At 70.1% G+C, this 26543-nt stretch carries 26 protein-coding genes and 3 pseudogenes; 12 read left to right on the top strand and 17 right to left on the bottom strand.

Annotated features, from left to right (window positions below; translation table 11 throughout):
- Positions 1-329 precede the first annotated feature (329 nt).
- Entirely contained in the window at positions 330-1787 is a 1458-nt protein-coding gene (locus AB0I77_RS14135; protein ID WP_363282794.1) for a DUF1996 domain-containing protein, read from the top strand.
- A gap of 133 nt (positions 1788-1920) precedes the next feature.
- Here AB0I77_RS14135 and AB0I77_RS14130 read toward each other — a convergent pair whose 3' ends face one another.
- A complete protein-coding gene (locus AB0I77_RS14130) occupies positions 1921-2883 on the bottom strand; it encodes an aminoglycoside phosphotransferase family protein (protein ID WP_363282793.1) in 963 nt (320 codons plus the stop codon).
- A gap of 273 nt (positions 2884-3156) precedes the next feature.
- On the opposite strand from AB0I77_RS14130, the gene AB0I77_RS14125 reads away from it, so the two are divergent.
- Entirely contained in the window at positions 3157-3540 is a 384-nt protein-coding gene (locus AB0I77_RS14125; protein ID WP_363282792.1) for a DUF4190 domain-containing protein, read from the top strand.
- Positions 3541-3577: 37 nt separating this feature from the next.
- On the opposite strand, the gene AB0I77_RS14120 is transcribed toward AB0I77_RS14125, so the two are convergent.
- On the bottom strand, positions 3578-5281 hold the full coding sequence (locus tag AB0I77_RS14120) for a molybdopterin-dependent oxidoreductase (RefSeq protein ID WP_363282791.1): 1704 nt from the start codon (positions 5279-5281) through the stop codon (positions 3578-3580).
- Positions 5278-5481 (bottom strand): hypothetical protein, encoded by a 204-nt coding sequence (locus AB0I77_RS14115; protein ID WP_363282789.1) that lies wholly within the window; start codon positions 5479-5481, stop codon positions 5278-5280. Before AB0I77_RS14115 ends, AB0I77_RS14120 begins: the two co-directional genes overlap by 4 nt.
- A gap of 215 nt (positions 5482-5696) precedes the next feature.
- On the opposite strand from AB0I77_RS14115, the gene AB0I77_RS14110 reads away from it, so the two are divergent.
- The 3 genes from AB0I77_RS14110 to AB0I77_RS14100 all read left to right on the top strand — a co-directional run bounded on the left by AB0I77_RS14110 (position 5697) and on the right by AB0I77_RS14100 (position 7999).
- The gene (locus AB0I77_RS14110) at positions 5697-6944 is read left to right on the top strand and encodes a sensor histidine kinase (protein WP_363282788.1); all 1248 of its coding nucleotides are present in this window, start codon (positions 5697-5699) and stop codon (positions 6942-6944) included.
- Between the two features lie 18 nt (positions 6945-6962).
- The gene (locus AB0I77_RS14105; RefSeq protein ID WP_363282787.1) at positions 6963-7598 is read left to right on the top strand and encodes a response regulator transcription factor; all 636 of its coding nucleotides are present in this window, start codon (positions 6963-6965) and stop codon (positions 7596-7598) included.
- Positions 7599-7846: 248 nt separating this feature from the next.
- Entirely contained in the window at positions 7847-7999 is a 153-nt protein-coding gene (locus AB0I77_RS14100; protein WP_363282786.1) for a hypothetical protein, read from the top strand.
- A 263-nt stretch (positions 8000-8262) separates the two neighbouring features.
- Here AB0I77_RS14100 and AB0I77_RS14095 read toward each other — a convergent pair whose 3' ends face one another.
- Positions 8263-9258 (bottom strand): LacI family DNA-binding transcriptional regulator, encoded by a 996-nt coding sequence (locus AB0I77_RS14095; protein WP_363282982.1) that lies wholly within the window; start codon positions 9256-9258, stop codon positions 8263-8265.
- 273 nt (positions 9259-9531) lie between these two features.
- Here AB0I77_RS14095 and AB0I77_RS14090 point away from each other — a divergent pair.
- From AB0I77_RS14090 to AB0I77_RS14070, 5 genes and pseudogenes are all read left to right on the top strand, one after another.
- Positions 9532-9678: pseudogene (locus AB0I77_RS14090) on the top strand (PfkB family carbohydrate kinase); the annotation flags it as partial.
- Positions 9667-9948: pseudogene (locus AB0I77_RS14085) on the top strand (2-keto-myo-inositol dehydratase); the annotation flags it as partial. The pseudogenes AB0I77_RS14090 and AB0I77_RS14085, both read left to right, overlap by 12 nt.
- 9 nt (positions 9949-9957) lie before the next feature.
- Positions 9958-11391, top strand: coding sequence for a sugar porter family MFS transporter (locus tag AB0I77_RS14080; RefSeq protein WP_363282785.1), 1434 nt, complete (start codon positions 9958-9960; stop codon positions 11389-11391).
- 71 nt (positions 11392-11462) lie between these two features.
- Entirely contained in the window at positions 11463-12500 is a 1038-nt protein-coding gene (locus AB0I77_RS14075; protein ID WP_363282784.1) for a Gfo/Idh/MocA family oxidoreductase, read from the top strand.
- Positions 12497-13366, top strand: a complete 870-nt coding sequence (locus AB0I77_RS14070; protein ID WP_363282783.1) for a sugar phosphate isomerase/epimerase — start codon at positions 12497-12499, stop codon at positions 13364-13366. Before AB0I77_RS14075 ends, AB0I77_RS14070 begins: the two co-directional genes overlap by 4 nt.
- Positions 13367-13387: 21 nt before the next feature.
- On the opposite strand, the pseudogene AB0I77_RS14065 reads toward AB0I77_RS14070, so the two are convergent.
- The 5 genes and pseudogenes from AB0I77_RS14065 to AB0I77_RS14045 form a co-directional block, all read right to left on the bottom strand.
- Positions 13388-13753: pseudogene (locus AB0I77_RS14065) on the bottom strand (XRE family transcriptional regulator); the annotation flags it as partial.
- A gap of 380 nt (positions 13754-14133) precedes the next feature.
- On the bottom strand, positions 14134-15324 hold the full coding sequence (locus tag AB0I77_RS14060; RefSeq protein ID WP_363282782.1) for an NAD(P)/FAD-dependent oxidoreductase: 1191 nt from the start codon (positions 15322-15324) through the stop codon (positions 14134-14136).
- Positions 15325-15624: 300 nt separating this feature from the next.
- The gene (locus tag AB0I77_RS14055; protein WP_363282981.1) at positions 15625-16239 is read right to left on the bottom strand and encodes a 3-oxoacid CoA-transferase subunit B; all 615 of its coding nucleotides are present in this window, start codon (positions 16237-16239) and stop codon (positions 15625-15627) included.
- 74 nt (positions 16240-16313) lie between these two features.
- Positions 16314-17009, bottom strand: a complete 696-nt coding sequence (locus AB0I77_RS14050; RefSeq protein WP_363282781.1) for a 3-oxoacid CoA-transferase subunit A — start codon at positions 17007-17009, stop codon at positions 16314-16316.
- Positions 17006-18211, bottom strand: coding sequence for a thiolase family protein (locus AB0I77_RS14045; RefSeq protein ID WP_363282780.1), 1206 nt, complete (start codon positions 18209-18211; stop codon positions 17006-17008). Before AB0I77_RS14045 ends, AB0I77_RS14050 begins: the two co-directional genes overlap by 4 nt.
- A gap of 88 nt (positions 18212-18299) precedes the next feature.
- Here AB0I77_RS14045 and AB0I77_RS14040 point away from each other — a divergent pair, with 88 nt between their 5' ends.
- A complete protein-coding gene (locus AB0I77_RS14040; RefSeq protein ID WP_363282779.1) occupies positions 18300-19181 on the top strand; it encodes a LysR substrate-binding domain-containing protein in 882 nt (293 codons plus the stop codon).
- Between the two features lie 362 nt (positions 19182-19543).
- Entirely contained in the window at positions 19544-19774 is a 231-nt protein-coding gene (locus tag AB0I77_RS14035) for a hypothetical protein (protein ID WP_363282778.1), read from the top strand.
- A 202-nt stretch (positions 19775-19976) separates the two neighbouring features.
- On the opposite strand, the gene AB0I77_RS14030 is transcribed toward AB0I77_RS14035, so the two are convergent.
- The 8 genes from AB0I77_RS14030 to AB0I77_RS13995 form a co-directional block, all read right to left on the bottom strand.
- On the bottom strand, positions 19977-20627 hold the full coding sequence (locus AB0I77_RS14030; protein WP_363282777.1) for an enolase C-terminal domain-like protein: 651 nt from the start codon (positions 20625-20627) through the stop codon (positions 19977-19979).
- Positions 20628-20756: 129 nt separating this feature from the next.
- Complete coding sequence (locus tag AB0I77_RS14025) at positions 20757-21938, bottom strand: amidase (protein WP_363282776.1); 1182 nt, start codon at positions 21936-21938, stop codon at positions 20757-20759.
- Entirely contained in the window at positions 21935-22450 is a 516-nt protein-coding gene (locus AB0I77_RS14020; RefSeq protein WP_363282775.1) for a flavin reductase, read from the bottom strand. The genes AB0I77_RS14025 and AB0I77_RS14020 overlap by 4 nt, the downstream gene beginning before the upstream one ends.
- Positions 22451-22566: 116 nt before the next feature.
- Complete coding sequence (locus AB0I77_RS14015) at positions 22567-23520, bottom strand: PDR/VanB family oxidoreductase (RefSeq protein WP_363282774.1); 954 nt, start codon at positions 23518-23520, stop codon at positions 22567-22569.
- A 41-nt stretch (positions 23521-23561) separates the two neighbouring features.
- Positions 23562-24323, bottom strand: coding sequence for an SDR family NAD(P)-dependent oxidoreductase (locus AB0I77_RS14010; protein WP_363282773.1), 762 nt, complete (start codon positions 24321-24323; stop codon positions 23562-23564).
- Positions 24320-24883, bottom strand: coding sequence for an aromatic-ring-hydroxylating dioxygenase subunit beta (locus tag AB0I77_RS14005; protein WP_363282772.1), 564 nt, complete (start codon positions 24881-24883; stop codon positions 24320-24322). The genes AB0I77_RS14010 and AB0I77_RS14005 overlap by 4 nt, the downstream gene beginning before the upstream one ends.
- Positions 24873-26147, bottom strand: coding sequence for an aromatic ring-hydroxylating dioxygenase subunit alpha (locus tag AB0I77_RS14000; protein WP_363282771.1), 1275 nt, complete (start codon positions 26145-26147; stop codon positions 24873-24875). The genes AB0I77_RS14005 and AB0I77_RS14000 overlap by 11 nt, the downstream gene beginning before the upstream one ends.
- Complete coding sequence (locus AB0I77_RS13995; protein WP_363282770.1) at positions 26144-26512, bottom strand: hypothetical protein; 369 nt, start codon at positions 26510-26512, stop codon at positions 26144-26146. Before AB0I77_RS13995 ends, AB0I77_RS14000 begins: the two co-directional genes overlap by 4 nt.
- Between the last annotated feature and the right edge of the window lie 31 nt (positions 26513-26543).

Here is a 26543-nt window from a genome sequence, read left to right as displayed (position 1 = left end):
CCAGCAGCACTTCGGCGGTACCGGCCTCCACCGCGATCCAGGTCGTCGTCCACGCCGACCGGCCGGTCACCGACCCCGCCGTGCAGAGCGTGCTTGCCAAGGCGGCCGAGCTGCGTGGACGGGGAGTCGTAATCCCCTGCCTCCTGGGGGGTTCACGCGTTCATGGCACCGAGCACGGCCCGGATTGGTCCCTCATGCACTGTTTGCGGATGGAGGAACCTACGAACCTGAGAATTCGCTGAGCATTCGGCGCGCACATTCGTATCTGAGGACGCGCTTCACCCATGCCGGAAGTCTTGCCGGCTCCGGAGATGTCCTTGAGAGGCCTGATGAGACGCAACACACGAAAAAGATCGAAGACTGTCCGCCGGGCGGTAGGCGCGGCGGCCGCACTGGCCATCGGGGCCGGTGGACTGGTGGCGGTCAACATCTACGCCTCGGCCGATGAAACCAGCGCATCGAAGGGCTCCGCACAGAACCAGGTGCTCGCGGCTGGAACCTCCACCATCGACTGCCCCGACGTCGGCCAGCAGTTGACATCGGTACCCGCCCAGGCGAAGGCCCAGGTCGACAAGGAACTGGCACTCCTCGACAAGCAGATATCCGAGGCATACCAGCGCCTTTCCACCTCCCAGAAGGCGATTGCGCAGGACGCCAACTTCGCCCAGAACGCGATCGTGGGTCCACTGAAGGACAAGCGGAAGGCGACGATCGACCGGATCGCCATCGCCATCGGCCGTGTGGCAGCCAAGCCGCAGGGCCTTGACGCTTTGGCGGCCTGCACGCTGCGCGCCACCGGCAACCAGCCCACTCCCGGTCAGGGCGGCAACAACAACCAGGGGGGCGACAACGCCAATGCCGGAGGGACCGGCAACGGCCCCGTCGCCGCCGACTTCGTGGACATCACCAAGGTGAGGTCCAATGTGCGCATCCCGGCCAGGTCGGCGAAGGCTTCGAAGGGTGTCTTCGTCAGCAAGTGCGGGGTGAACGCCAACAAGCTGTACAACAGCGACAACGTCATTGTCGCGCCCGGTGTCACCAACGGCGCACACCACGTGCACGATTACGTCGGCAACCAGGACAACGACGCCTTCTCGAGCAACGAGGACTTCGCCAAGGCCGGGACCAGCTGCCAGAACAAGGGCGACAAGTCGACCTACTACTGGCCGGTGCTGCGCCTACAGGACGGCACCAAGGAGTTCGACGCCGACAAGCAGGGCGGCGGCGCGGAGGGCAACACGGGCCGGATTCTGACGGCCAAGAAGGCCACTTTGGACTTCGTGGGCAGCCCACGCGGCAAGGTGGTGGCGATGCCCAAGTTCCTGCGCATCATCACCGGTGACGCCAAGGCGTTCGTCAACGGCACCGCCAACGCCAACGCCTCCTGGAGCTGCACCGGCTTCGAGAACAAGGTGCAGTTGAAGGACAAGTACCCCCTGTGCCCGTCAGGCAGCGACGTGGTGCGCACCTTCAAGTTCCAGAGCTGCTGGGACGGCACGAACATCGACAGCGCCAACCACCGTACGCACGTGGCCTTCGCTGACGCGGGCGGCAACTGCCCGACCGGCTTCAAGGCCATTCCGCAGTTGGTGCAGCGTCTCGTGTACGACGTGGACGCGCCCAGCGTCAAGGACAACGGCAAGACCCGTCCGTTCTTCTCGTTGGACAGCTTCCCCGAACAGCAGCACAAGCCGGTCACCGACCACGGTGACTTCATCAACGTCTTCGACGCGAAGCTGATGAACAAGGCGGTCCAGTGCATCAACACCGGACGTAAGTGCAGCTGAGTCCACTGATGTTTGGTTCCGGTGGCGGTGAGGACGTACGGAACGTGGGTCTTCGCCGCCCCGGGGGAACGGCAGTGACGCAGGCCGTGGGTGTGGACGGTTTCGGAGACGGTGGCTGCGCAGCTTCGGCTGCTCAGCCCAGCGCGCCCATCAGGGCGGTGACATAGGCATCCAGCCGCCCCTCCACGGCTCGCGTCGTCAGCTCTGTCCTCCCCGCCTCCCGCCATGGCCCCGCCACCAACCGCACTTCCTCCGAGCACGCCAGCGCGGCCCGCACCCGCCAGTACAGCCGTTCGCTCACGGTCGCGGCCAGCACCCCGCCGGCCTCCTCGTACGCCTCGGCAAACCGCCGACCCCACTCCGGGCCGTGCAGCAGCGCGAGATTGACGCAGCAGTGCGCCACATCGAGATCGGCCGGGCCCCAGGAGGCCGCTGCCCAGTCGACGACGCCGGTGATCCGGGCATCTGCCGGCGTCGAAGGCAGCACGTCGAACAGCACGTTGCCGGGCTGGAAGTCCCGGTGCAGGAATCGCCCTTCACAGGATGGCGGGGGCCTGCGGATCACGTCGATCGCCGCGGCCCATACCGCCGCGTCGGCGCCCTTCGGAACCACGACGGTGTCAGCGGTCGTCAACGCCACGTACTTCCGGGGCCGCTCGGCGGGTCGCAACGCGTGGATCGCCACGAGTTGCGCGGCCAGCACAGGAACGCGCGTCTCCGCTCCCTCATCTTCCAGGACCGTCCGGCCCGCCAGATGTGTCATCAGGAGCGAGGGATACGCGCAATGCGCGGCAGTCGGATCAACCGCGACCAGTCCAGGAGCCGACACGCCGGCCCCTGTGAGCAGGGTCAGGGCGCCGGCCTCCCTGTTCAGCCAGTCCTCGGCGTGCTCCACGAAGTTCGGGTCGACGAAGCTCCGCAGCACCAGGTCACGGGTGCCTCCGTCCCGCGTGCCGACGGTCAGCCGCCGCATTTCGGCAGTGATACCGCCGTGCAGCGCCTCGATTCCGACGATCCGTTCGCCGACTTCCAGGTGTCGGCTCACCCAGGCCAGGGTCAACGGTCGGACAGTCGCCGCCTCATCGTGATCGCTCACCGTGCCACCCCACCATCCGGACAGCGGCACGCGCAAAGGCTTTCCTTGACCGCCGAAGTGCGAACAAGGGCCCGGTGGGCGCCGTGTTCTTCGCCGCCACCGGCGCCGACATGAACGTTTTCGGCACCGCAGACCACGTCGCTTCCACCGCGGCCTCACAGCCCCTGAACCCCTGAACGCGGCCCACCTCGTTGTCCAGCCCCCACCGCCTCGGGACCCCTCCCGCCTACAGCGTGGCAACCTGCCGTGACGCTCGCATCATCAGGAGGCACCATGTCCACGCCATCCGACCCGGACCCGTATCTCAACGATCCGAACCAGTCCCCGTCCCCCTCCCCGTCGAGCGCCCCGGCGCCGCCGACGTCGCCGCAACAGGGGCCGACGCACGCCGGCTGGCCTGCTTACCCTCCCGGTTACCCACCACCGCCTCGGACCAACGGGTTGGCCATCGCGTCCATGGTGTTGGGCATCGTGTGGATCTACTGGATCGGCAGCATCCTTGCGCTGATCTTCGGCTACGTGGCCCGCAAACAGATCAGGGAACGCCACGAAGCGGGTGGTGGCATGGCCACCGCCGGAATCGTGCTCGGCTGGGTGGGAGTCGGAGTGTTGGCGCTCCTCGTCACCGCCTCCTTCATCTCATACATGTCCTCCTGACTGCTCCCTGATGCTCCGTCAGCCCGACGGACCTTGCTCAGGTGACCGTGACCTTGATCGTGTGCCAGCCGGTTGCCCCGTCGGGAAGCGGCTTGTGCGCCTGCCCTGTCTGTACCTGGCCGGTGTGGTCGGTGGCGCGTACTTGCAGCCGATGCTTGCCGGGCGTCGCCTGCCACGGCCAGCTCCACTGCCGCCAGGTGTCCACCGACGGCACGGCCGCGAGCATTGCTTGCTGCCATGGTCCGTCATCCACGCGGACCTCCACCGCGCTCACTCCATGATGCTGCGCCCACGCCACTCCGGCCACCATTACCGGACCCCGCTCCAGCCGCCTGCCCGCGGTCGGTGTGTCGATCCGCGACTGTGTCTTCACCGGAGCCAGCGCCGCGTAATCCCGCCGTACCCAATAGGCGCTGAAGTCCGAGAAGCTGCTCAGCTCCAGCTCCGTCAGCCACTTCGTCGCCGATACGTATCCGTACAGTCCGGGCACCACCATCCGGACCGGAAACCCGTGTTCGACCGGCAGTGGCTCCCCGTTCATCCCGACCGCCAGCAACGCCTCCCGCCCATCACGCAACGCCGCCGTCGGCGTACCGGCCGTATAGCCGTCCACGGAACGGCTCACCACCTGGTCCGCCCCGTCATCCGGCTCGACTTCGTCCAGCAGATCCTTGATCGACACCCCCAACCACCGAGCGTTGCCGACCAACTCGCCCCCGACCTCGTTGGACACACATGTCAGTGTGATGTACCGCTCCACCATCGGCCGTGCCAGCAGTTGCTCGTACGTCAACGTCAGCGGCCGTTTCACCCGGCCATGAATCCTCAGCCGCCAGTCCTTCGGTTCCATCTGGGGCACCGTCAACGCGGTGTCGATCCGGTAGAAGTCCGCATTCGCGGTCACGAACTTCGTCACTCCGGGCACGTCGGCGGAGACCTTGGCGGGCAAGGGCGGTGCCGGGCTCGACGGGGACGGAAGAACCACCGCGGCCCGGGCCGCGGCCACACGCTGTGCCCAGAGCCGACGTCCGCCCGGTACGGCCACCGCGGCCGCACCGATCGCCCCGTACGCCAGCACGAGAAACCGTCTCCGGCCCGGTGGCTGTCCCACACCGTCCACCGCCGGGACGCCGGTATCCGACGACGGCAAGCGGACGCCCTGCACGGGGGCGGGGACTTCCTGCGCCGCCCCGCCCCCGTCCGGGCCGGTGTCGTCACTCAGGTCTCGCGCCGATACAGCCGCACGGCGCGGCAGGGTGCGACGCAGCAGTGCCAGAAGGCCGGCGGCAGCCAGTGCACCGACCACCGACGGCAGCGGGTATGCCCACGTGGCGCTGGAGCGGGTCGCTGACGCGAGTACGCCGATCATCCCGAACACAGCGACCCCGGCCAACCCGTACCCGAGCCGGCGCATGGCCATGACACCGATGATCGCGGCGAAGACCGCCAGCACCAGCACGATTCCCGCCTGCAGCGCCAGCTTGTCGTACGTGTAGAACACCGCGACCGCGAACTCCTTGACGGGAGTCGGCGCGGCGTCCACGGCGACGCCACCCACCGCCACGAGGGGCGCTGAGGGCCCGCCCGTCGCGGCCGCCACCAGCTCACCGACGCCCAGGGCGAGCGCGGTGGCCGCGACGCCGGCAAGCTCGCCGTACCACTGTTTGGGCGGTCGTTCCGGGGCCCGCCGACCTGCCTCCTGAGCCTCCGCGCCGGCGCCGGACAGCTGTTCGGCGCTCATCGGCCGACCCTTCGTCGCCGGGCGATGCCGACACCCAGCACGACCAGACCGATGAGCGCCACGATCGGCCCGACGACCGCCCACAGCGTCACGCCGCTCATCGCCGAGTCCTTCATGACGTCGATTCCCTGCAAGGTCCAGGTCACGCCGAAAAAGATCAGCAGGGCGCCGAGGACGAGGACGAGCCAGTTCTTCTTCATGGGGTACCTCCAGATACGGACCGGGGTGCTCGACAACGAGCGTGACGGTTGTGTGGCCGCGCCGGCGACAACGCTTGGTTGGACCCCGTTGTCCACCGATCGACGTACGCACGGCTCCACCGGTGCGTGGACGTTCCCCGGCGCCGAGCCGGGCATCTTGGACATGGGCGCTCGTAGACTGGCGGCCGGATCACGGCGAGCGAAGGCGGGCAGAGGTGGCAGTGCGCAGCACCGTCGACTTCGGGTTCCGCTACCGCGTCGGATGGCATGTCCTCGTCGGCGCCGTCGCTGTACCTCTTGCCGTCGCCATCGCGGCCGACGTCACCGTGGCGCTCGGGCAACGCATGCTCGCTCTCATCACGCTCGCCGTCATCGTCGCCTGGTACGCCCTGGTCGCTCCGCGGGCCATGGAGAACCGCGACGAGCGTTGGGGCGCGGTCTATTTCGCTGCCCTGGCGGTCGCGTTCCCGCTCCTGCTCGCCATCGCCCCGATCGGTGGCGCACTGCTGTTCGCGCTCTGCCCGCAGCTGTTCGTGATGGTCGCGAGGTGGCGCGTACGCCTGCCACTGCTGTCGATCCTCTACGCCGAACTCGCCTGGGCCATGCTGGCGAGGACCGGCATCAGCCGCTACACGCTGGCGATGGCCGGCGTGACCGTTCTCGTACCCATGACCGTGACGATCCTCGCGGGCGCCTATCTGACCGGCATCCGCGAGCAGAACCGCAAACGGGCCGAGCTGATCGAGGAACTGACCCGGACCCGGGCCGCACTGGAACGCGCGGGCCACGAGGCCGGCGTCCATGCCGAACGTGAACGCCTGGCCGCCGAGATCCACGACACCCTGGCACAGGGCTTCACCAGCGTCCTCATGCTCGCCCAGGCCGCGCGGACGACCCTGTTCCGTGATGCGACAGCCGCCGACGGTCAGCTCGACATCCTGGAGAAAACCGCCCGCGAGAACCTCGCGGAGGCACGCTCGCTGATCGCCGCGTTGGCCCCGGTCGATCTGACCGGCCGCGGCCTCGCGGATGCCCTGGACCGGCTCGCCGCCCGGCACGCCCGCGACACGGGTACGCACGTCGAGGTGTCGATCGTCGGCGAGCGGTCCGGCGCGCCCACCGGCACCGACATCGCCCTGCTGCGCACCGCCCAGGAGGCCCTGACCAATGTCGGCAAGCATGCCGACGCCACGAAAGTACGGATCGAACTACGCCACTACCACGGCCTCGTGGCACTGACAGTGACCGATGACGGCCATGGCTTCGTCCCGGCCGTCATCCGGGGTGGATACGGCCTGCTCGGCATTCGCACCCGCGCCTCCAGCCTCGGCGGAACCTGCACGGTGCAATCGGCTCCTGGCCAAGGCACCACGGTGCGGGTGGAGCTGCCGCTGACCCCGGCCGAGCAGGCGGCGCGTAGCCTGCAGCCACTGCGTGATCTCGGCCCCACACCCGACCACTGAGCGGGCGGAACCAGCTCGATGACTGTTCACATCCTGATCGTCGACGACCATCCCGTCGTACGCTTCGGCCTCCGCGGCATGCTTGAGGCCTACGACGACCTGCGGGTCGTCGGCGAGGCCGGCTCCGGCGACGAGGCGATCGTCCTCGCTGCCGCAACGCGCCCGCACGTCGTCCTGATGGACCTGCGGATGCCGGGTACAGACGGCGCCACCGCGACGGCGCGTATCCGCCAGGAGCACCCCGGCATTCGCGTGCTCGTGCTGACCACCTACGAGGGCGACGCCGACATCCTGCCGGCGATCGAGGCCGGCGCCACCGGGTATCTGCTCAAGGACACCCCGATCGGCACCCTGACCGACGCCATCCGGGCGGCCGCCCGCGGCGAAACCGTCCTCGCCCCGCCGGTGGCCGGCCGGCTGGTGACCCACATGCAGGCGCCGTCCGGGGAGCAGTTGACCCCCCGCGAGGTTCAGGTACTCGGCCTCGTCGCGCGCGGTCTGTCCAACAGCGAGATCGGTCGGCAGTTGTACATCGGCGAAGCGACGGTGAAGACGCACCTACTGCGAACATTCGTCAAGCTGGGCGTCAACGACCGCACCGCGGCGGTCACCCTCGCTCTCTCCCAGGGCATCCTCACCTCACCGCACCAGTGAGCGGTGTGCAAGCTGAGTCGCTGGTCACGGGTCGTCAGGATCCGTTCGCGCAACGGCCGCTGCTCCGCTGTCAGTCCGCCACCCTGCGCGTACCGCGTACCGCATACCGTCGGCCTACCGCAGGGATCAGCACACGTCGCCCCCGACAACACTCCGAAGAGTGCTGGTGTCGCGGCGGCCGGAGGCGTGCGAGGAGGCCGCGGCGGAGCTGCGGGGCGCGGGTCGCTGTGAGGCGGTGATCGGCGAGCGTGGTGGCCACCCTCGCCAGCGTCTCCGACGACCGGATGACCGCCCCGGGCGGCCATGCGGAACTCGCCCCGCAGGACGTGCCGCCGGGCAAGCCCTGGGCGGATACCGGCTACGCGACGGGCGGCGCTCTGGCCGCCGCCCGCCCGCCGTAACCGCCACATCGACCCGCACGGACCACTGAGAGCGGTTACCGTCCCCCACGCCCGCGGCGATGTTGCCTTCGCCCAGGACGCGTTCGCCCTGGGCGACCGGGCCCTTCCGTCGCCGTGAGGTCCCCCTGACGCCTCAACGGCGCATCACGGATCCACCCGACGGGCTCAGCCCTTCTGGAGCCACAACTGGTAGTTCCGGTGGCGGAGTTCCACCGGCAGTCCACCGCAGGCCCGACCGGGCTCCCGGGATCGGCCGAGCCCGATCACTCGCGCCGTGGCGGTCCGCTCGTCCCTCGTACGACCAGTTTCGGATCCAGCACCGCCTCCCGCGGCTCCAACTCCGGGTTCTCCAGGCGTTCCACGGCGAACCGCACCGCGTACTCGGCGATGAGCACCGCGTCCTGACGGACCGTCGTCAGGCCGATCGGCATCACATGGGAGAGGTGACTGTCGTCGTAGCCGACGACGGACACCTCGCCGGGGACATCGATGCCCGCCCGGGTGAAGGTCATCAACAGGCCCATCGCACAACGGTCGTTGCCCGCGAGGATCGCCGTGGGCAGGGGCAGCCCCCGGTCACGCTCCGCGAGCAGCAGACGGCCCGCCTCGATGCCGGCGTCCTCGTCATGGGCGCCCGGGATCACCCGGATCTCCTCGGCGAGGCCGTGCCGGCGCATCGCGTCGCGGTAGGCGCGGCGGCGCTCCACCGAGCCGGGCTGCCGGCCGCCGTCGATGTGCACGATGCGCCGGTGGCCCAGTCCGACGAGGTGGTCCATGGCCTGCCGTACGCCCTTGTTCTCGGCCGAGTGGACGCTGTCGACGTAAGCGCCCGTCACCCGGCGGCCAACCGAGACGGCGACCGTGCGCTGCCCGAGGGCGTCCAGCTCGGCGGCGTCGGATCCCGGGCCGAGCAGGATCAGCGCCCCGCAGCGGTGGCTGAGCAGTGCCTCGATCGACTTGGCCTCGTCGCGGCCGGGGGCGTTGGCGGAGAGCAGGACGTCGTAGCCGAGGCGCTCGGCCTCCGGGTAGATGCCTTCGACGAGGTCCGCCTGGAAGGTCTGGTGGACGGTGAGCATCACGCCGAGCGTGCGGCTGCGTCCGCGGGCGAGGAGCCGGGCCGCGCTGTCGGGGCTGTAGCCGATCTCGTCGGCGACGCGCAGCACCCGGTCCCGGGTGTCCTGACTCGCTCCCGGTTTGTTGCGGAAGATGATCGACACCAGCGCCCGGGACACCCCTGCCCGTGCGGCCACATCCGCCATGGTGGGCCGCTGTTTGCCCGACACATCCACCTGTGAACCCGTCCTCCCGCGCCTGCCCCGGCCCGACGGACGGCCAGGAAATCTTTCGGCAACAAGCTATTGACATGACATTTGGACAGGGGTCATCGTACTCGCACTAGAGCGCGCTAGTAGAGCGCGGCAGCGACCTCCGGTTCGTAACAGCTCAACAGTTCATCTGTCGTCTCCCGGGATCTCCGGCGTGAAGGGACAACCAGCGTGATGCCGTTCGAAGTGCTGACCATGGGCCGCGCCAAGTACCTGGGCGGCAGTCCGACCAACGTCGCCGTTGCCCGCCACGGGCACAGCTCGGCCGTGATCACCAAGACCGGCACGGACCCGTTCGGTGACTTCGTCCGCAGAGCCCTGGACGGCTACGGCGTCGACAGCCGCTTCGTCGGCCCGGCGGTGCCGGCCCAGGTCGCCGCCGAGGACCTGTCGTTCGGCGAGACCGTCAAGCGTGGCGCGTGCGTGTCTCCTCCGGCCGGTGTGCCCGACCCCGCCTCCGTGGTCGACGAACTCGCCCGCCTCGACGCCGAGTTGTTCGTGATCGTCGAGCAGGACCTGTATCCGTGCGCTCCCGACGTGCCGCTCCCCATCGCCGTACGCACGCGTCAGCACCTGGCCGGCTGCGGCCTCTCCGGGGCCCGACGCCCCCACAACCACCGGTAGGAGGCGGCCATGGACGTCAGGGACGACGCGGCACAGCCACGCACCGCTCCATCCACGCTGATCGACGACGCGCCACCGGCGGTCTCGCGGCGGCTGCGGCTCATCACGATCATCGCCACCTTCGGCGGACTGCTCTTCGGCTATGACACCGGGGTCATCAACGGCGCGCTGCCGTACATGACCGACGACCTGGGCCTGACCCCCTTCACGGAGGGCATGGTCACCAGCTCCCTGCTGCTCGGCGCCGCGCTCGGCGCGGTCGTCGGCGGCCGGCTCTCGGACGCCCGCGGCAGGCGGCGCAACATCCTGCTGCTGGCGGTGCTGTTCTTCGTCGGTGCGCTCGGCTGCACGCTCGCCCCGACCACCGCGGTGATGGTGGTGGCCCGGTTCGTGCTCGGCCTCGCGGTCGGCGGCGCCTCGGTGACCGTGCCGGTGTATCTCGCGGAGATCTCGCCGGCCGAGCGGCGCGGCGCGCTGGTCACCCGCAACGAACTCATGATCGTCAGCGGGCAGTTGCTGGCCTTCAGCTCCAACGCGGTCATCGCGCGGGTGGGCGGCGAGTCCGGCGGCGTCTGGCGCTGGATGCTGGTGATCGCGACGATCCCGGCCGTGGTGCTGTGGTTCGGGATGCTGGTGATGCCGGAGAGCCCGCGCTGGCTGGCCTCCAAGGGCCGCTTCAACGAGGCCTTCGAGGTGCTGAAGCAGGTCAGGTCCCAGCAGCGGGCCGAGGCCGAGCTGAGCGAGGTCTCCGCGCTCGCCGTCAAGGACGATCAGGCGAAGCTCGGCGGCTGGCAGGACATGAGGTCCACGCCATGGGTGCGCAGGCTGATGTTCATCGGCTTCGGCATCGCGATCGTGCAGCAGATCACCGGCGTCAACACGATCATGTACTACGGCACGCAGATCCTGACCGACGCCGGGTTCGCCGCGGACAGCGCGCTGACGGCGAACATCGCCAACGGCGTGATCTCGGTCCTCGCCACCTTCGTCGGCATCTGGCTGCTCGGCCGGGTCAACCGCCGACCGATGCTGATGACCGGTCAGATCGGCACCACCAGCGCCCTGTTGATGATCGGCGTCTTCTCGCTGGCGCTGCCCTCGGGCGACGGCCGCGCCTACGCCGTACTCGCCATGACCGTCACCTTCCTCGCCTTCCAGCAGGGCGCGATCTCGCCGGTGACCTGGCTCATGCTCTCGGAGATCTTCCCGATGCGGATGCGTGCCTTCGGGATGGGCGTCGCGGCGGTGGTGCTGTGGCTGACCAACTTCGCGATCGGGCTGGTCTTCCCCTCACTGGTCGACGGGATCGGTATCTCCGCCACGTTCTTCCTCTTCGTGGCGGCGGGCGTCCTCTCGATCACCTTCGTGAAGCTGTACGTCCCCGAGACGCGCGGCCGCACCCTGGAGAACCTCGAGACGGAACTCCGGGCCCGCTACTCCTGAACGCCCCCATGCTCCACGCTCCCGGGCCCCAGCGATGGCACGGAAACCGGGAGCCGTAGAAAGGAAACCCAATGACTGTGCGCGTAGGCGTCATCGGCACCGGCTGGATCGGCCAGGAACACATCCGCCGGCTCACCGACACCGTCACCGGAGCCAAGGTCACCGCCGTCACCGACATCGACGCCGCGCGCGCCGAGGAGGCGGCGGCCCGCGTCGGCGCCCGGGTACGCGCCGACGGCGCCGAGCTGATCGCGGCGCAGGACGTGGACGCGGTGCTCGTCACGTCCTGGGGCCCCACCCATGCCGAGCACGTACTGAACGCGATCGCCGCCGGAAAGCCGGTGTTCTGCGAGAAGCCCCTGGCCACCACTGCCGAGGACTGTCTCCGCGTGGTCGAGGCCGAGCGCGCGCACGGTCGCCGCCTGGTCCAGGTCGGCTTCATGCGGCGCTACGACGCGGGCTACCGCCAGCTGAAGGAGGTGCTGGCCTCCGGCGATATCGGCGCCCCGCTGATCGTGCACTGCGCGCACCGCAACCCGACCGTCCCGGAGTCCTACACCTCCCAGATGGCCGCACAGGACACGGCGGTCCACGAGATCGACGTACTGCGCTGGCTCCTCGACGACGAGATCGTCTCCGCGCAGGTGCTGAAGCCGCGTGCCACGACCAACCGTTTCCCGCATCTGACGGACCCGCAGATCATGCTCTTCGAGACCGCGAACGGGGTCCGCATCGACCTCGAGGTCTTCGTCAACTGCCAGTACGGATACGACATCCAGTGCGAGACCGTCGGCGAGACGGGCCTGGTGCGGCTGCCCGACCCCGCCGCGGTCGCCGTACGCACCGCGGGAGTGAGCGGCTTCGCGGTGCTGCGGGACTGGAAGGACCGGTTCGCGGACGCCTTCGACACCGAGTTCCGCGAGTGGATCGCGGGCATCGCGGCCGGCGAGGAGCCGACCGGACCGTCCGCCTGGGACGGCTACGCGGCCACCGTCATCACCGACGCGGCCGTCCAGTCCCTGGAGTCGGACAGCCAGGTCGTGACCGTTGACATGAAGCCCCGGCCCGCCTTCTACACGGGCACGGCCACCGCCGGAGGTGTCGTATGAAGATCGCCCTCGACCCGTACATGTTCCGCGCCCTGCCCATCGACGAGATGGTGCGCACGGTCGCCGAACTCGGCTACGGATACATCGAGTTGTCGCCGCGCGAGGACTTCATGCCGTTCTTCCTGCACCCGAGGGCGGACGACGAGCGGGTGGCGGAGCTCAAGAACTCCCTGCGTACGCACGGCGTGAAGCTGTCCTCCGTCCTCCCGCTCTACAAGTGGTCCTCGCCCGACGAGACCGAGCGGCAGGCCGCCGTCCGCTACTGGAAGCGGATGATCGAAATCACCTCCGACCTCGAATGCCCGCTGATGAACTCGGAGTTCAACGGCCGCCCCGAGCGCGCCGCCGAGAGCGAGGCCGCGTTCTGGCGCTCCCTGGACGAACTGCTGCCGCTTTTCGAGCGGGAGGGCATCGCGCTCAACCTGGAGGCGCACCCGGACGACTTCTGCGAGGAGAACACCCCAGCCGTGGACCTGGTCCGCGCCATCAACAAGCCCTGGGTGAACTACCTTTACTGCGCCCCGCACTCCTTCCATCTCTCCGGTGCCTCGGACGTCGGCGCGGACATCGCGGCGATGATGCGCTACGCGGGCGACAAGCTCCAGCACGTACACATCGCGGACTCCTTCAACCACAAGGGCTCCAGCGGCCTGCGCTACATCCTCAACCCGCCCGGCACCGCCGCCCGCATCCACCAGCACCTGGACATCGGCCAGGGCGAGGTCGACTGGGACACCTTCTTCGGCACCCTGCGCGAGCTGAACTTCGACGGGGTCGCCACCGCCTGCGTCTTCGCCTGGGAGGAACGCGCCCGGGAATCCTCGGCGTTCATGCTCGACCGCATCCGCAAGGGACTTGCCGCGTGAAGCACGCGTGACGAAGCAGTTCTGCACGACGCCGGCCCGGTGGGGGTGGCTGGGGTATTCCTCGCCCGGTTCCAGTCGCCCACGCCAGGCCGCGACAGGGGCCGGGCCCGAGGTCGTCAGCATCAGCCGGGCCTCACTCCCCCGTTCTCCGGTCCACAGCGGCGCCACAGTGTCGGCGGCCCCGACGCGGATGCGGCCTTCGTGCGGTCCCTGCATCAGGTCGGACACCGTGAGGCCGAGGGTGTCGGCCGCCCTGACCGGGGTGGCCAGGCTGGGGTTGCCCTGGGCCTTCTCCAGTGCCACCACGCCCCTTGCCGGAACACCGCGCGGATGTCGGTGACCGTCGAGATGTCGTCGACCGGAGAACTGCCGAGCGCGCCGGGGCAGACGCCATACGGTTTACCGGGAGAGATGCCCGCGTCGGTGCCGGGACCCGGGTGCCCGAAGCGATCGACCACGCACACCCGGCGATCCTCATACAGCTCGATGGCCGGGACGTCCGCCAACAGGCCCTGCGCCGGCAACATGCCGTCGACGGTGCGCAGATACTCGGGAGCCCGGTGGACGATGTGCGGGGTGTTGTGCCGGAGCCGCAGCCGTACCTCCGGCGCCGCGTCGCGCACGAGGGCGGCCGGCGTCCGGCCGGAGGCGGCCAACCGCGTGTCCGTCACCACCAGGGTGAACTCGCGCCGCGCGAAGGCGAGTTCGAAGGCGGGGCCGGTCTCGAAGACCCGGCAGGTTCAGATCCGGACCAGCTGACCGTCTGATCAGGAACCTCCCCCGAGAACAGCCGCACCCGACTGGGACGTTGCGATGCGGGAATCCCACTCCAGCAGCCGGGTCAGCTCCTCATCGCCGGGCCGTGCCGCAGGCGCTTGACCGGTGCGGGACGGTGTGTAGACGCCGCGGGAGACATTTCCGCTGACGGTGGTGTTGTGTTCCGCGCGCGGGCGGCGGAGCGTCTCGTAGACGGACAGCGCGGTGTCGGTGCCGGGTGTGTCGCGCAGGGCTTTGGCGAGGATGACGGCATCCTCCATCGCCATCGAGGCCCCTTGCCCGGTCGCCGGAGATGCCGCGTGGGCGGCGTCTCCGACGAGCAGCATCCGTCCCGAACGCCAGGGTGCACCGGTCGGTATCTCGGTGGCGTTGGTGACCAGGATGTCGTCGGTGGTGGACGCGACGATGCCGGCGGCCGCGGTGGCATCGTCGCGCAGCAGCGACAGCAGCAGATCGCGCCACTGGCCAGGCGTGCCGTGCGCGATCTCATCGGCGGCCAGGCGTTCTCCGGCCACGCGCGCGAACCAGTACGTCTGCCCGCCGGGCGACACCGCGTAGCCGAAGGCGGCGCTGCCGCGCACCATGGTGATGCGCTCGTCGTCAGCCTCCTCGACCAGGGAGGTGTCGGTGGTGTAGCCGTAGAACACGTACTCCCCCGCGTAGCAGGGTTGCGTGCCCGGGGCGATCGTCCGGCGGACGGTGGAGTTCAGGCCGTCGGCGCCGATGAGCAGGTCACCGGTCGCGGTGCTGCCGTCGGTGAAGCGTGCGGTGACGTGGTCGGGGCCGTCCTGGACGGACGTCAGCGAGGCGCCGTGCCGGATGCTGATGCCCCGCTGGGCGGCCTCGGTCTGCAGGGCGGCGTTGAGTTCGCCGCGACGCAGGCACCGGTAGCGGAGGACGGGGTTGCCGGCCTCGCCGAGCGGCCGCTGCGCGACCTCGGTGCCCGAGCCGTCGAGGACGCGTATCGAGGTCAGCGGGAAACCGGTCGCGGTGACCGCGGCGCAGGCGTCGATCTGGGCGAGGGCCCGCATACCGTTGCTCGCCAGCGTGAGGAAGGCGCCGATGTCCTCCGCCGAGTCGGGGTGCGCCTCGTACACGGAGACGTCGAAGCCGGCCTTGTGCAGGGCGAGGGCCGTCGTCGTACCGGCGACCCCGCCGCCGATGACAAGTACTCGGGTCACGATGTATCCGGCTCCTCCGTGAATGGATGGGGTGAGCTGCGCAGGTGTGCCGGGGAACGTACGGGTAAACCGACGGGGTTCCCGTGCGCGTGGTGTGTCCGGCCCGGGACATACGCCCAACTTCGGCCTCTCAGTGGCCTGTTCGCGACGGGACTCGCCTCGGACCTTCCCCGGAGAGGGCCGTACCCAGCTCAGCATACGATCAAGTACAGAGGCCGTTCCCGCGCCGGCGCTACCGCAGGGAAGAAGGAAGCCCTGCGCCACGCCGACGGCCTCGCCGCGACTCCCCGGCCGGCCGGCCTAAGACAGCTTGATGCCGAGTCGCTCCGCCAGCTCGTGGACGCCGACGCCGTACGTCTCCCGGATCCGTACCCCGTCGCGACCGACGTCGAAGACGCCGTGGTCCGTGTAGACGCGGCTGACGCAGCCGACGCCGGTGAGCGGGTAGGTGCACCGCGGCACGAGCTTCGGCTCACCGGAGCGGGTGAAGAGCGTCATCATCACGTAGACGTCCTTGGCGCCGATCGCGAGGTCCATGGCACCGCCGACGGCAGGGATGTCGTCGGGCTTGCCGGTGGTCCAGTTGGCGAGGTCGCCGTCGAAGGCGACCTGGTAGGCCCCGAGGACGCAGACATCGAGGTGCCCGCCGCGCATCATCGCGAAGGAGTCGGCGTGGTGGAAGTACGCCGCGCCCGGCAGCTCGGTCACCGGGACCTTGCCGGCGTTGGTCAGGTCGGGGTCGACCGCGTCACCCTCGGCCTTCGGACCCATGTTGAGCATGCCGTTCTCGGTGTGCAGCACCACCCCGGAGTCGGCCGGCAGATGGTCGGCGATCTTGGTGGGCTGCCCGATACCGAGGTTGACGAAGGCACCGGCCGGAATGTCACGTGCGATGACGGCGGCCAGTTCGTCCATCGTGAGGCGGTGTTCGGCGCTCCTCGGTTCCCCGGCGTACTCCCGGCCGCTCGACGTGGTGGTTGACGTGGTGGTCATCGGGCCCCCTGCACGGTGTAGTGACGGGCCGCCACCTGGACGATCCGGTCGACGTAGATGGACGGGGTGACGACGGCCTCGGCGTCGAGCATCCCGGGCGCGACGACCTCGTCGACCTGGACGATGGTCGTCGTCGCGGCCGTGGCCATGACCGGTCCGAAGTTGCGGGCGGTCCTGCGGTAGACGAGGTTGCCCATCGCATCCGCGACGTGCGCGCCGATCAGCGCGTAATCGCCCTTGATGGGGTACTCCAGCAGGTACTTCCGGCCGTCGATCTCCCGCTCCTCCTTGCCCTCGGCCAGCGGCGTGCCGACCGCGGTCGGGCAGTAGAACGCGCCGATGCCGGCACCGGCCGCGCGCATCCGCTCGGCGAGGTTGCCCTGCGGCACCACCTCCAGCTCGATCTTCCCCTCGCGGTAGAGGCCGTCGAAGACCCAGGAGTCGGCCTGGCGCGGAAAGGAGCAGAGCACCTTGCGCACCCGGCCGGCGGCCAGCAGCGCGGCCAGCCCGACGTCACCGTTGCCGGCGTTGTTGGACACGATGGTGAGGTCCTTCGCACCCTGCCGGATGAGCGCGTCGATCAGATCGAACGGCATGCCCGCCAGGCCGAAGCCGCCGACGAGGATCGTGGACCCGTCCTCGATACCGGCGACCGCCGCATCCGTACTCTGGACGACCTCCGCCCGGCTCACTGGGCCGACTCCGTGACGTCGCAGTTCTCGAGTACGACGGCCAGGCCCTGACCGACCCCGATGCAGATCGCGGCGACGCCGTAGCGCTGCCTCGTCTCGCGCAGCACCTTGGCCAGCGTGGCGAGGACGCGACCGCCCGAGGCGCCCAGCGGGTGCCCGATCGCGATGGCGCCGCCCTTCTGGTTGACGATGGCGGGATCGATCTTCCACGCGTCGAGGCAGGCGAGCGACTGCACGGCGAAGGCCTCGTTGAGCTCGACGGCGCCCACCTGGTCCCAGCCGATCCCGGCCCGGGCCAGCGCACGGTTCGCGGCCTCGACCGGGGCGTAGCCGAAGGCCTGCGGCTCCAGCGCCATCACACCGCGGCCGGCGATACGGGCGATCGGGTCGGCCCCGATCACGGCCGCGGCCTTCTCACTGCCCAACAGCACCGCGGAGGCACCGTCGTTGAGCGGGCTGGCGTTGCCCGCCGTGATGGTGCCGCCCTGCTCCGCCGTACGGAAGACCGGCTTGAGCCCGGCCAGGACCTCCGGCGTGGATCCGGCACGGATGCCCTCGTCGCGGGCCAGGCCGACGCCTTCGACCGGCACCACCAGGTCGTCGTAGAAGCCCGACTCCCATGCCGCGTGGGCGAGTCGGTGGGAGCGGGCGGCGAACTCGTCCTGACGCTCCCGGGAGATCCCGAAGCGTTCCTGGAGCTGCTCGTTGGCCTCGCCGAGGCTGACCGTCCACTCCTTCGGCATCCGCGGGTTGACCAGCCGCCAGCCGAGCGTGGTCGAGACCGCGGTGACATCGCCGACCGGGAACGGCTTCGCCGACTTGGGCAGCACCCACGGCGCACGCGTCATCGACTCCACGCCGCCGGTCAGCACCACCTCGGCGTCGCCGGACTCGATCGTGCGACTGGCCGTCATCGCGGCGTCGAGGCTGGAGCCGCAGAGCCGGTTGACGGTGGTGCCGGGCACGCTCACCGGAAGCCCGGCGAGCAGCGCCGCCATGCGGCCGACGTTGCGGTTCTCCTCGCCGGCGCCGTTGGCGTTGCCCCACACCACGTCGTCGATCGCGGAGTGGTCGAGGCCCGGCGCCTTGGCGAGCGTCGAGGTGATCGCGGCGGCGGCGAGGTCGTCGGGGCGTACGCCGGCCAGCGCGCCGTTGAAGCGGCCGAACGGAGTCCGCGTCGCGGCGTAGATGAAAGCACTCATGGGAGTGACGGTAGTACCGGGCCACGATATTCTGAAGTACACATATCACACACGATTGATACGAACGACCTATGGATCTGGACGACCTATGGATCTGCGTCACCTGCGGTACTTCGTGGCAGTGGCCGAGGAACGCCACTTCGGTCGCGCCGCCGAGCGGCTCAACATGGCCCAGCCGCCGCTCTCCACGCAGATCCGCCAGCTCGAGGCCGAACTCGGCGTGGAACTGCTCCACCGCACCACACGCCGCGTCGACCTCACCGAGGCCGGCCGGGCCTACCTCGAGCGGGCGCGCGCGATCCTCGACGACGTCGACGAGGCCGCCCACCACGCCCGGCTCGTCGCCGCCGGCTCGGTGGGCCGCCTCGCCATCGGGTGCGTGGGCTCGGCGACGTACAGTCTTCTGCCCACGCTCTCGCGGAGGCTCTCGGAGGAGCTTCCCGGCGTCGACTTCTCCTTCCGCGGCGAGATGCTCGCGCCCGACCAGGTCGAGGCGCTGCGCACCGGCGGGATCGACATCGCGCTGCTGCGCCCTCCGGCCGCCGACCTCTCCCTCACCGTGCACACCCTGCGCCGGGACCGGCTCGTCGTCGCCGTACCGGTCGACCACCCCCTCGCCCGCCGGAAACGGCTACGCACCGCGGACCTCGCCGGCGCCGACCTGATCGTGCACTCCGCCGACCGCCGGTCGGTGATGTACGACGTCGTGCTGGGCCTTCTGCGCGACGCCGGCGTCGCACCGCACATCCGCCACGAGGTCGGCGAGACCTCGACGCTGGTCACGCTCGTGTCCGGCGGCCTCGGCGTCGCAGTCGTGCCCGAGCCCGTGACCGCGTTGGCGCTCGACGGCGTCGTCTACCTACCGCTGGCCGGGGCCGACGCACGCGTGGAGCTGGCCGTGGCCCACCGCCCCGACCGCTCCGAGCCACACCTGGAGCGCACCGTGGGGATCATCCGAGCGATGTTCTGAGACGTCCGCCGCCGCCGGACAAGGCCGCCGCCGGCCGCGACAACCCTGCCTCTCCGGCAGCGCCGCACAGGTAATCCCGATGGTGGTGTCGTCGCCGTGGCCGATACGCCCCGCGGTCTCGTCGGCCGCGCGAAGAGTCCGGCCCGGATCGGCGCCTGCAAGGTCGGCCGACCGCTGAAGGAACCGCCCTCCAGTGGGCCGGGGCGCAGGTCATTCAGCTCGCCCCATCGGCCGGCGCATCCTGCACGCCGTCGCCCCCGACCTCTGCGACGGGGCCCGCGGCCGAGGCCCCTCATGTGACAGGCGCGGGTCGTGATCACCTCGGCCCGGGGCGACGTTACGGGGAGAGAACGGTTCGCGCGATGACGGCAGCGACGCTCGGCAAAGCCGCCGTACTGCTGCGCGATACGGTCGTCAGTGGTGTCGTCCGCCCCGCCCATGCCGATGGCGCCCATGCCCTCCCCGTCGGCCTGACGACCTGCTCACGGAGCCGCTCACCATCACCGACAGGCGCACTCGCCGTACGGGATCGCCCAGGACTGGGCGTGGCGATCGACCCGGACAAACTCGACCGCTACCGCCAGGACTGCTGAACACCGCCCGACCGACCAATCCCGAGAAGGAGCCGCCCGCCATGTCCGAGACCACTGGCAAGGCCACTGCCGCCGGGACCGTCGACACCGCACGCGTCGACACTCTGGCCACCGAGGTGATCAGCGCTGTCCACGAGGTCATCCACCGTCGTCAAGTCACCTACGAGGATGGTTGCCCATCACGATTTCGGCGCCCATGCCCTCACACTGGAAGAGCACGCCCTGGGAGCCGGTGAAACCGGTGCGGGCCGTCTTGATGCTGATCGCGGTGGCGGCGCCGTCGAGCAGGGAGCGGGTCACCTCTGCGGGCGTGGTGGCCGACTCGTCCGCGACGAACGGCACGGGGGCTCTGCGGGACGAGCCATCGCCGGCCCAGTACGTCGTCTGCGGGGCACAGCTCTTCGGCCAGGGTGATGCCGAGGCCGTCGAGTTCCCGCAGTGCCGCGGCCGTCTCCGAGGTCGTCCAGCCGCGGTTGCCGTCCACGTACAACTCGGCCCCCTCACCGAGCACTTCGCGCAGACCTCGGCTGTCCCGCATCCGTTCGGCCTCGGCCGCCATGCGCTCCGGATCGTCGAAGCCGAGCATGTGCGCCACGCGCATCCGATCGCTCCAGCCGCCGAGCAGCCGGGTCACGGACAGGCCGAGGGCCTGGCCGGCGATGTCCCAGAGCGCCGTGTCGACGGCCGACTTGGCGGCCGGGTTGCCGACCGTGCGATGCAGCAGGGCGTGGACCGGCTCACGGGCGAAGACGTCCATGCCGACGAGTTGCGGGGCGAAGATGCGCTCGACCACACCGATCACGGACGCCTGCGTCTCGCCGTACGTGAACGGGCGGGGCGGCGCGTCGGCCACACCGACGAGTCCTTCGTCGGTGTGGATCCTGGACGAGCACGTGCTCCGCACTGTGTACCTCGCCGCTCGCGAAGCGCAGGGGTTTGACGTACGGGATCGCGTACGGGACGGTCTCGATGGCGGTGATCCTCATTGGATGGCCTCCTCGACGGCGCGCGCCACGCCCAGCAGCCGGCCCACCCGGTCGGGGTGACCGATGAGCTGGAGGCCGAGCGGCATGCCGTACGGGTCACGGTGCCCGGGGACGGTCACCACGGGCAGGCCGAGCAGCTGCCAAGGGCGGCTGAGGACGGGGGTGCCGGTGGCGTCGAGGCCGTACGGGGCGGGGCCGGGTGCGGCGGGGCCGAGGATCGCGTCGGCGCGGGTGAGGAGGTCCAGCACGGCGGCGCGCGCCGTGCGGGCGAGGGCGAGCGCGGCGCGGTGGTCGCCGTCGGTGGTCCTCCGGCCGCGTTCCAGGAGTTCGTTCAGCTGCCCGCTGAGCGACTCGGGGTGCTCGGCCTCGGCGGCGAGGGCGCGGGCGGCCTCGTAGGCCATGACGACGGCATGCGCGTCGGCCAGTCGGTACGTGTCGACGGAACGGCCCAGGTCGGTGGCGCCCAGCGTGTGGGCGGTGCGCTCCAGGGCATCGAGCATCGCGGGCTCGACGTCGGCCAGTTCGGTGCCGGGCCATGCCAACACTCGTATGGATCGCGGGTCTTCGGCCGTGGTGCCGTCGACCGCCTCGATCACCGTGGCCAGGTCGGCGACGCGGGCGGTGAGCAGTCCCGGCGCGTCAAGGCTCGGGCTGAGTCCGGTGAAGCCCCGCGTCGGCCAGGCGCCCACAGGGGCGACGTACCCGGCGACCCCGCAGAACGAGGCGGGTCTGGTCAGCGAGCCGGCGGTCTGCGATCCGAGCGCGAGGGGCACCACGCCCGCGGCGACGGCGGCGGCCGAGCCGCTGGAGGAGCCTCCCGGGGTGCGGCCGTGGTCGTGGGGGTTGCGGGTCGGGCCGGGATGGAAGTACGCGAACTCGGTGGTGACCGTCTTGCCCAGCGGTACGGCGCCGGCCAGGCGCAGCCGCTCCACCAGCCTGGCGTCGCTCGTGGCCGTCCGGCCGCGGCGCAGCGGGGAGCCGCACTCGGTGGGGAGTCCGGCGACGTCGATGATGTCCTTCACCCCGAACGGCATGCCGTGCAGGGGCCCGGCCGGTGCCCGCAGTGCTGCCGCGCGGGCGCCGTCGGCGTCCACCCGGACCCAGGCCCGGATCTCCGGTTCGGTCAGCGCCGCATGCCGCAGCGCGTCCTCGACCGTGGCCGTGCGGGGGCCGGTCACGATTGTGCGCCTTCGGGTACGAGTGGTGTGGCTCCGAGCCGGTGGAACGCCCGGTTGAAGTAGACGAGGCTCTGGCCGCCGGAGCGGGCGCGGATCTGCCCGATGTCGACGAACAGCACACTGTGGGAGCCCATGGGGACCGTGTGCTTGATCGTGCCGACGGCCGTGACCAGGGCGTCCTTGAGTACCGGTACCTCCTGGGTGCGGTCCCAGACGTCCCAGGCGAAGCGGTCGGCCATGGCCACGTCGGTGGCTCCGGCGAAGTGCAGGGCGAGTTCCTGCTGGTCCCCGCCGAGGACGTTGAGCCCCACCCGCCCGTTCGCCTTGAAGACGTCGTGCATGGCGCTGGCGCGGTTCACGCACACCAGGACGGTCGGCGGATCGTCGGTCACCGAGCAGACGGCGCTGAGGGTGATGCCGCAACGGCCGTTCGGCCCGTCTGTGGTGAGGATGTTGACGGCGGCCGGGAGGTGGGCCATCGCCTCCCGGAAGTCGGTTCGGCTGGGGGGCACCGTTTCGCCCTTCCTGTCGTTTTCGTACCTCGGAGTGTTGGGTGTGCTCGTGCTCGGGATATCCGGTGTGCTCGGGACGCCTGGCGCGCTGGGGACGCCGGATGCGCTCCGGTCGTTCACCACAGCTCCACCACCAGCCGCGGCGACCTCGCCCGTGACACACAGGCGGCGATCTGGTCACCGGCCGCCTTCTCCTTGGCGGACAGGCAGTGGTCGCGGTGGTCGGGTTCGCCCTCGATCACCCGCAGGACGCAGGTCCCGCAGATGCCCTCGCGGCAGGAGGTCTCCAGCGGGACGCCGTGCTCCTCCAGCACCTCCGCGATGCTCCTGTCGGGCGGTACCGCGTAGACCTCGCCGGTGTCGAGCTCGACCTCGAAGCCGGTGTCCGCTCCCGAGGGCTCCTGCGGCGCTGCCTGGAACAGCTCCGAGTGGATGTGCTCCTCGGGCACGTGGCGAGCGGCGATTTCGCCGACGTACGTCATGAAGTCGTGCGGTCCGCAGGTGTAGACGTGGGCGGTCGCCGACAGGCCGGTCAGCGCGCGGGCGAGCACGTCACGTGCCGCGTGCCGGCCGAGCCCGAAGTGGCGGATCACCCTCCCGGCGAAGGCGGTCTCCTCCAGCAGTTGGGCGAAGGCCGCTTCCGCCCGGCTCCTGGCGACGTAGTGGAGCGTGAACTCCGCTCCCCTGCCGTGCAGTTCGTACGCCATCGCCAACAGGGGCGTGATCCCGACACCGGCCGCGACCAGATGGTGCTCGGCCGCTTGTGGGGCGAGGCCGAACAGTTGCCGGGGGGTGCCGACGGTCAGTTCCATGCCGGGTTCGACCTTGTCGTGCAGGGCCTGGGACCCGCCACGCGAGTTCTCCTCGCGTTTGACGGCGATGGTGTAGGCGCCGGTGTCGTCCGGCGGGCCGCACAGCGAGTAGGGCCGTGTGACCCCCGTGGGCCCGGTCACGTCGAGGTGTGCGCCCGCCGGGTAGGGGGCGAGGGCGACGCCGTCGGAGCGGACGAGCCGGAGGACCTTGATCGTGGCGGTTTCGTCGTGGGTGTCGGTGACGGTGACAGTGAACATCCGTCCGCCTTATGTTTTCGGGTCGGGAGCTGACGGCGCTGTCAGCGCATGTACAGGCCGCCGTTGGCGTCCCAGCAGGCCCCGGTGACCGTGTCCGCATGCTCGGCGGCGAGCAGGACGACTATGTCGGCGATGAACCTCGGGCGGCCCAACCGCCGTACGGGAATGGACTGTTCGATCTCGGCGAGGCGGTCGGCGGGGACCGTCTCGCGGACGACCGGCAGGTCCTGCGGGCCCGGGGAAACGGCGTTGACCGTCACTCCGTGCCCGCCGAGTTCGCGAGCGAAGACCTTCGTCAGGGTGGTCACTGCGCCCTTCGCCGCCGCGTAGTGGGCGCCGGTGGCCGTGCCGCCGTTCTGGCCGGCGAGCGAGGAGATGTTGACGATGCGTCCGTAGCCTCGGGCGGCGAAGTAGGCGCCGAAGACCTGGCAGCCGAAGAAGGTGCCGTTGAGGTTGGTCGCCACGACCGCGTCGAAACTCTCGGGGCCGATGTCCATCAAGGACTCGACCTTGGAGTGCCCGGCATTGTTGACCAGCACGTCGACGGCGCCCCAGCGTTCGACGAGCTGATCGCGGACTCGCGCGAAGGCGTCCTTGTCCCGTACGTCCAGGGCGAGCCCGACGGTGTAGCGGCCCTCCGGGTCGAGTTCCGCCGCGGTCTTCGCCGCGGCCTCTTCGTCCAGGTCGGTCACCGCGACGCGGTAGCCCCGGTCGTACAGCCGCCCGGCGATGCAGGCCCCCAGGCCACCCGCCCCGCCCGTGACCAGTGCGACGCGACGGACGTCCTCCTCGTGCGGGCTCACAGCAGGAATCCCGACGCCGTGACGCTGTCCTCGGAGTTGACGAGCCGCACGATCTTCCGGGCGATGCGCGGACCGTCCGCGCCGAACACGACGCGGTGGGTGACGTCGGCGGCGAGCACGAAGGTCTCCTCGCGCTTGTAGCCGACCAGAACCTGTGCCGAGCAGACCTCGATCGCGTCCTGGGCGCGCCCGGTCACGACGAAGCGGGAGACGGAACGGACCGTACGGGCAGCCGCGGCGGCCGAGATGGAGTGTCCGCCGGTGAGGCGCTCGATGCGCATCCGCCGCATCCGGTCGTCGTCGTAGACGAGGTTGAGACGGGAGGCGAATTCGGTCGCGTCACGGTCGATGGGGACGACGTACTCGCCGCCCTCGGCCCACAGTTGGTCCCACTCCGCGTAGCGGCGGGCGTCCAGGAGGTGGGCCTCGCGCCAGATCAGCGAGACGGCGGACAGGGCGCGCGGGTCGTCCAGCGGGAGGTCCGCGACCATCGCCGTGGGGGCCGTGGGGGCCGTGGGGGCCGTGGGGGCCGTGGGGGCCGTGGGGGATTCAGTCGCCATCGGTCATCATCCTGTTCCACATCGCGTACGCCTCCCGCATCCCGGTCTCGTCCGTCGCGTGGGAGGTGGGCTGTCCGAGGTCGTTCGGCTTCTCGCGGCCGAGACCGCGGTTGACCAGGATCGGCATGTCCACGCCGCCGGCCACCCCGCGCTGGACGCGGTTCCACGCCTCGGCGTCGTCCGGACTGCCGAAGCCGAACGGGCCCTGGAAGTGCTCGTGGATGCGCAGCCGTTCGCGGTTGACGATCTCCGGACCGCCCTCCAGGCCGAGGGCCACATGCCGGATCTCCGTCTCGGTGACCGAGACCGGCCGGAGGACCCGGAAGAAGGCCATCGACATGGCGACGTTCGGGAACAGGTTCAGGTTGAACCCGGCGCCGTGCAGGGACCGGACGATGCGCCGCACCTTCTCCGGCGGCATGTCCCTGGACAACTCCTCGACGATGTGACTGAAACGGTCCTGGAGTTTCTCCGTGCCGTCGTCGACGTCGAGATCGGCGTGTCCGGCAACGGAGATCGACACACTGTGGCCGTTGCCGAGGGCGTGGGTGACCGCACTCTCGTCGGTCATGATCGACAGCATGCTCGCGGTCTCCGCGTCGACCGAGGACATCCAGGAGCGGTGCACGATCGGGAAGTGGTACCAGTCGGTGGTGTTCTCCAGCTGGATCTTCCAGTTGCCGTTGAAGCGGAACTTGTGCTCGCCCTGCACCTTGATCGGGTAGCCGGCACCCTGCTTCATGAAGCGGTCGATCCACAGCCGGGCCCCGCCGAGGAAGTCCTCCAGCGGCTCGATGTCGTCGCTGAAGCTGGCGAAGACCATGCCCGCGTACGTGCCGACCTTGAGCCGTTGCAGCGGCAGGTCCTTCTTCTCCACGACGTCCTCGTAGCCCTCGGGGTACGGGATGCCGCGCAGGCTGCCGTCCAGGGCGTACGACCAGGCGTGGTACGGGCAGGTGAAGCCGTTGCCGTTGCCCTTCGGCGTCTCGCAGACGCTGGCGCCGCGGTGCCGGCAGCGGTTGAGCAGGACGTTGATCCCGCCGCGGCGGTCACGGCTGACGATGACCGGCCGCCGACCCACCCAGGCCGTCTTGAAGTCTCCCGCCCTGGCGATCTCGCTCTCGTGCGCGACCCACACCCAGGTGCGGTGGAAGATCCGGTCCATCTCCTGTTCGAAGAGGTCCGGGTCGGTGTAGAGGGTTCCGGCGACGCGGTCGGACGTGACCAGGGAGGCAGCGCCGGTGGAGGCGGGTTGGGGGGTCATCGGGCCGCCTCCGGTTCCGGGAGCGGGCGGCCGAGGCGCGCCTCGATCTTCATGTAGCGCCACAGGCCGTACTCGCCGACCTGGACGGTGCGCAGGAGGTTGCAGGCCGCGGTGACGGTCGGCTGGTCGACGACGTCGGCGAGGACGTAGCACGTCCAGGGCCAGGAGTCGGACGGCCCGACCATGTGCTGGTCGTCGTCGATCGTGCCGAGGACGGTGACGCCCGGCAGCTCGTGGAGCCGGCTGAGCATGGTCGTGAATCCGTCCCAGACGGTCTTGCCCTCACCGGTGGGCAGGTCGAAGAAGTTCTGGTTGACGCCGATGCAGAAGAGGACGCGCAGGGGCGTGTTCGCGGGGTCGGGCATGGGGGTTCCTGTCCGTCAGAGGTGGCCGGAT

The organism is Streptomyces sp. NPDC050619 (assembly GCF_040654815.1).
Taxonomy (GTDB): Bacteria; Actinomycetota; Actinomycetes; order Streptomycetales; family Streptomycetaceae; genus Streptomyces.
Note: the sequence above shows the minus strand (reverse complement) of the source record. Positions and strands in the feature narration are given on the sequence as shown.

Bases quoted from the DNA above. Each gene is read 5' to 3' on its own strand.
- AB0I77_RS14105 (WP_363282787.1), top strand. From the start codon at position 6,963: ATGACTGTTCACATCCTGATCGTCGACGACCATCCCGTCGTACGCTTC.
- AB0I77_RS14015 (WP_363282774.1), bottom strand. From the start codon at position 23,520: ATGTTCACTGTCACCGTCACCGACACCCACGACGAAACCGCCACGATC.
- AB0I77_RS14005 (WP_363282772.1), bottom strand. From the start codon at position 24,883: ATGGCGACTGAATCCCCCACGGCCCCCACGGCCCCCACGGCCCCCACG.
- AB0I77_RS14070 (WP_363282783.1), top strand. From the start codon at position 12,497: ATGAAGATCGCCCTCGACCCGTACATGTTCCGCGCCCTGCCCATCGAC.
- AB0I77_RS14045 (WP_363282780.1), bottom strand. From the start codon at position 18,211: ATGAGTGCTTTCATCTACGCCGCGACGCGGACTCCGTTCGGCCGCTTC.
- AB0I77_RS14095 (WP_363282982.1), bottom strand. From the start codon at position 9,258: ATGGCGGATGTGGCCGCACGGGCAGGGGTGTCCCGGGCGCTGGTGTCG.
- AB0I77_RS14035 (WP_363282778.1), top strand. From the start codon at position 19,544: ATGACGGCAGCGACGCTCGGCAAAGCCGCCGTACTGCTGCGCGATACG.
- AB0I77_RS14000 (WP_363282771.1), bottom strand. From the start codon at position 26,147: ATGACCCCCCAACCCGCCTCCACCGGCGCTGCCTCCCTGGTCACGTCC.
- AB0I77_RS13995 (WP_363282770.1), bottom strand. From the start codon at position 26,512: ATGCCCGACCCCGCGAACACGCCCCTGCGCGTCCTCTTCTGCATCGGC.
- AB0I77_RS14135 (WP_363282794.1), top strand. From the start codon at position 330: ATGAGACGCAACACACGAAAAAGATCGAAGACTGTCCGCCGGGCGGTA.
- AB0I77_RS14080 (WP_363282785.1), top strand. From the start codon at position 9,958: ATGGACGTCAGGGACGACGCGGCACAGCCACGCACCGCTCCATCCACG.
- AB0I77_RS14075 (WP_363282784.1), top strand. From the start codon at position 11,463: ATGACTGTGCGCGTAGGCGTCATCGGCACCGGCTGGATCGGCCAGGAA.
- AB0I77_RS14115 (WP_363282789.1), bottom strand. From the start codon at position 5,481: ATGAAGAAGAACTGGCTCGTCCTCGTCCTCGGCGCCCTGCTGATCTTT.
- AB0I77_RS14120 (WP_363282791.1), bottom strand. From the start codon at position 5,281: ATGAGCGCCGAACAGCTGTCCGGCGCCGGCGCGGAGGCTCAGGAGGCA.
- AB0I77_RS14055 (WP_363282981.1), bottom strand. From the start codon at position 16,239: ATGGACGAACTGGCCGCCGTCATCGCACGTGACATTCCGGCCGGTGCC.
- AB0I77_RS14125 (WP_363282792.1), top strand. From the start codon at position 3,157: ATGTCCACGCCATCCGACCCGGACCCGTATCTCAACGATCCGAACCAG.
- AB0I77_RS14040 (WP_363282779.1), top strand. From the start codon at position 18,300: ATGGATCTGCGTCACCTGCGGTACTTCGTGGCAGTGGCCGAGGAACGC.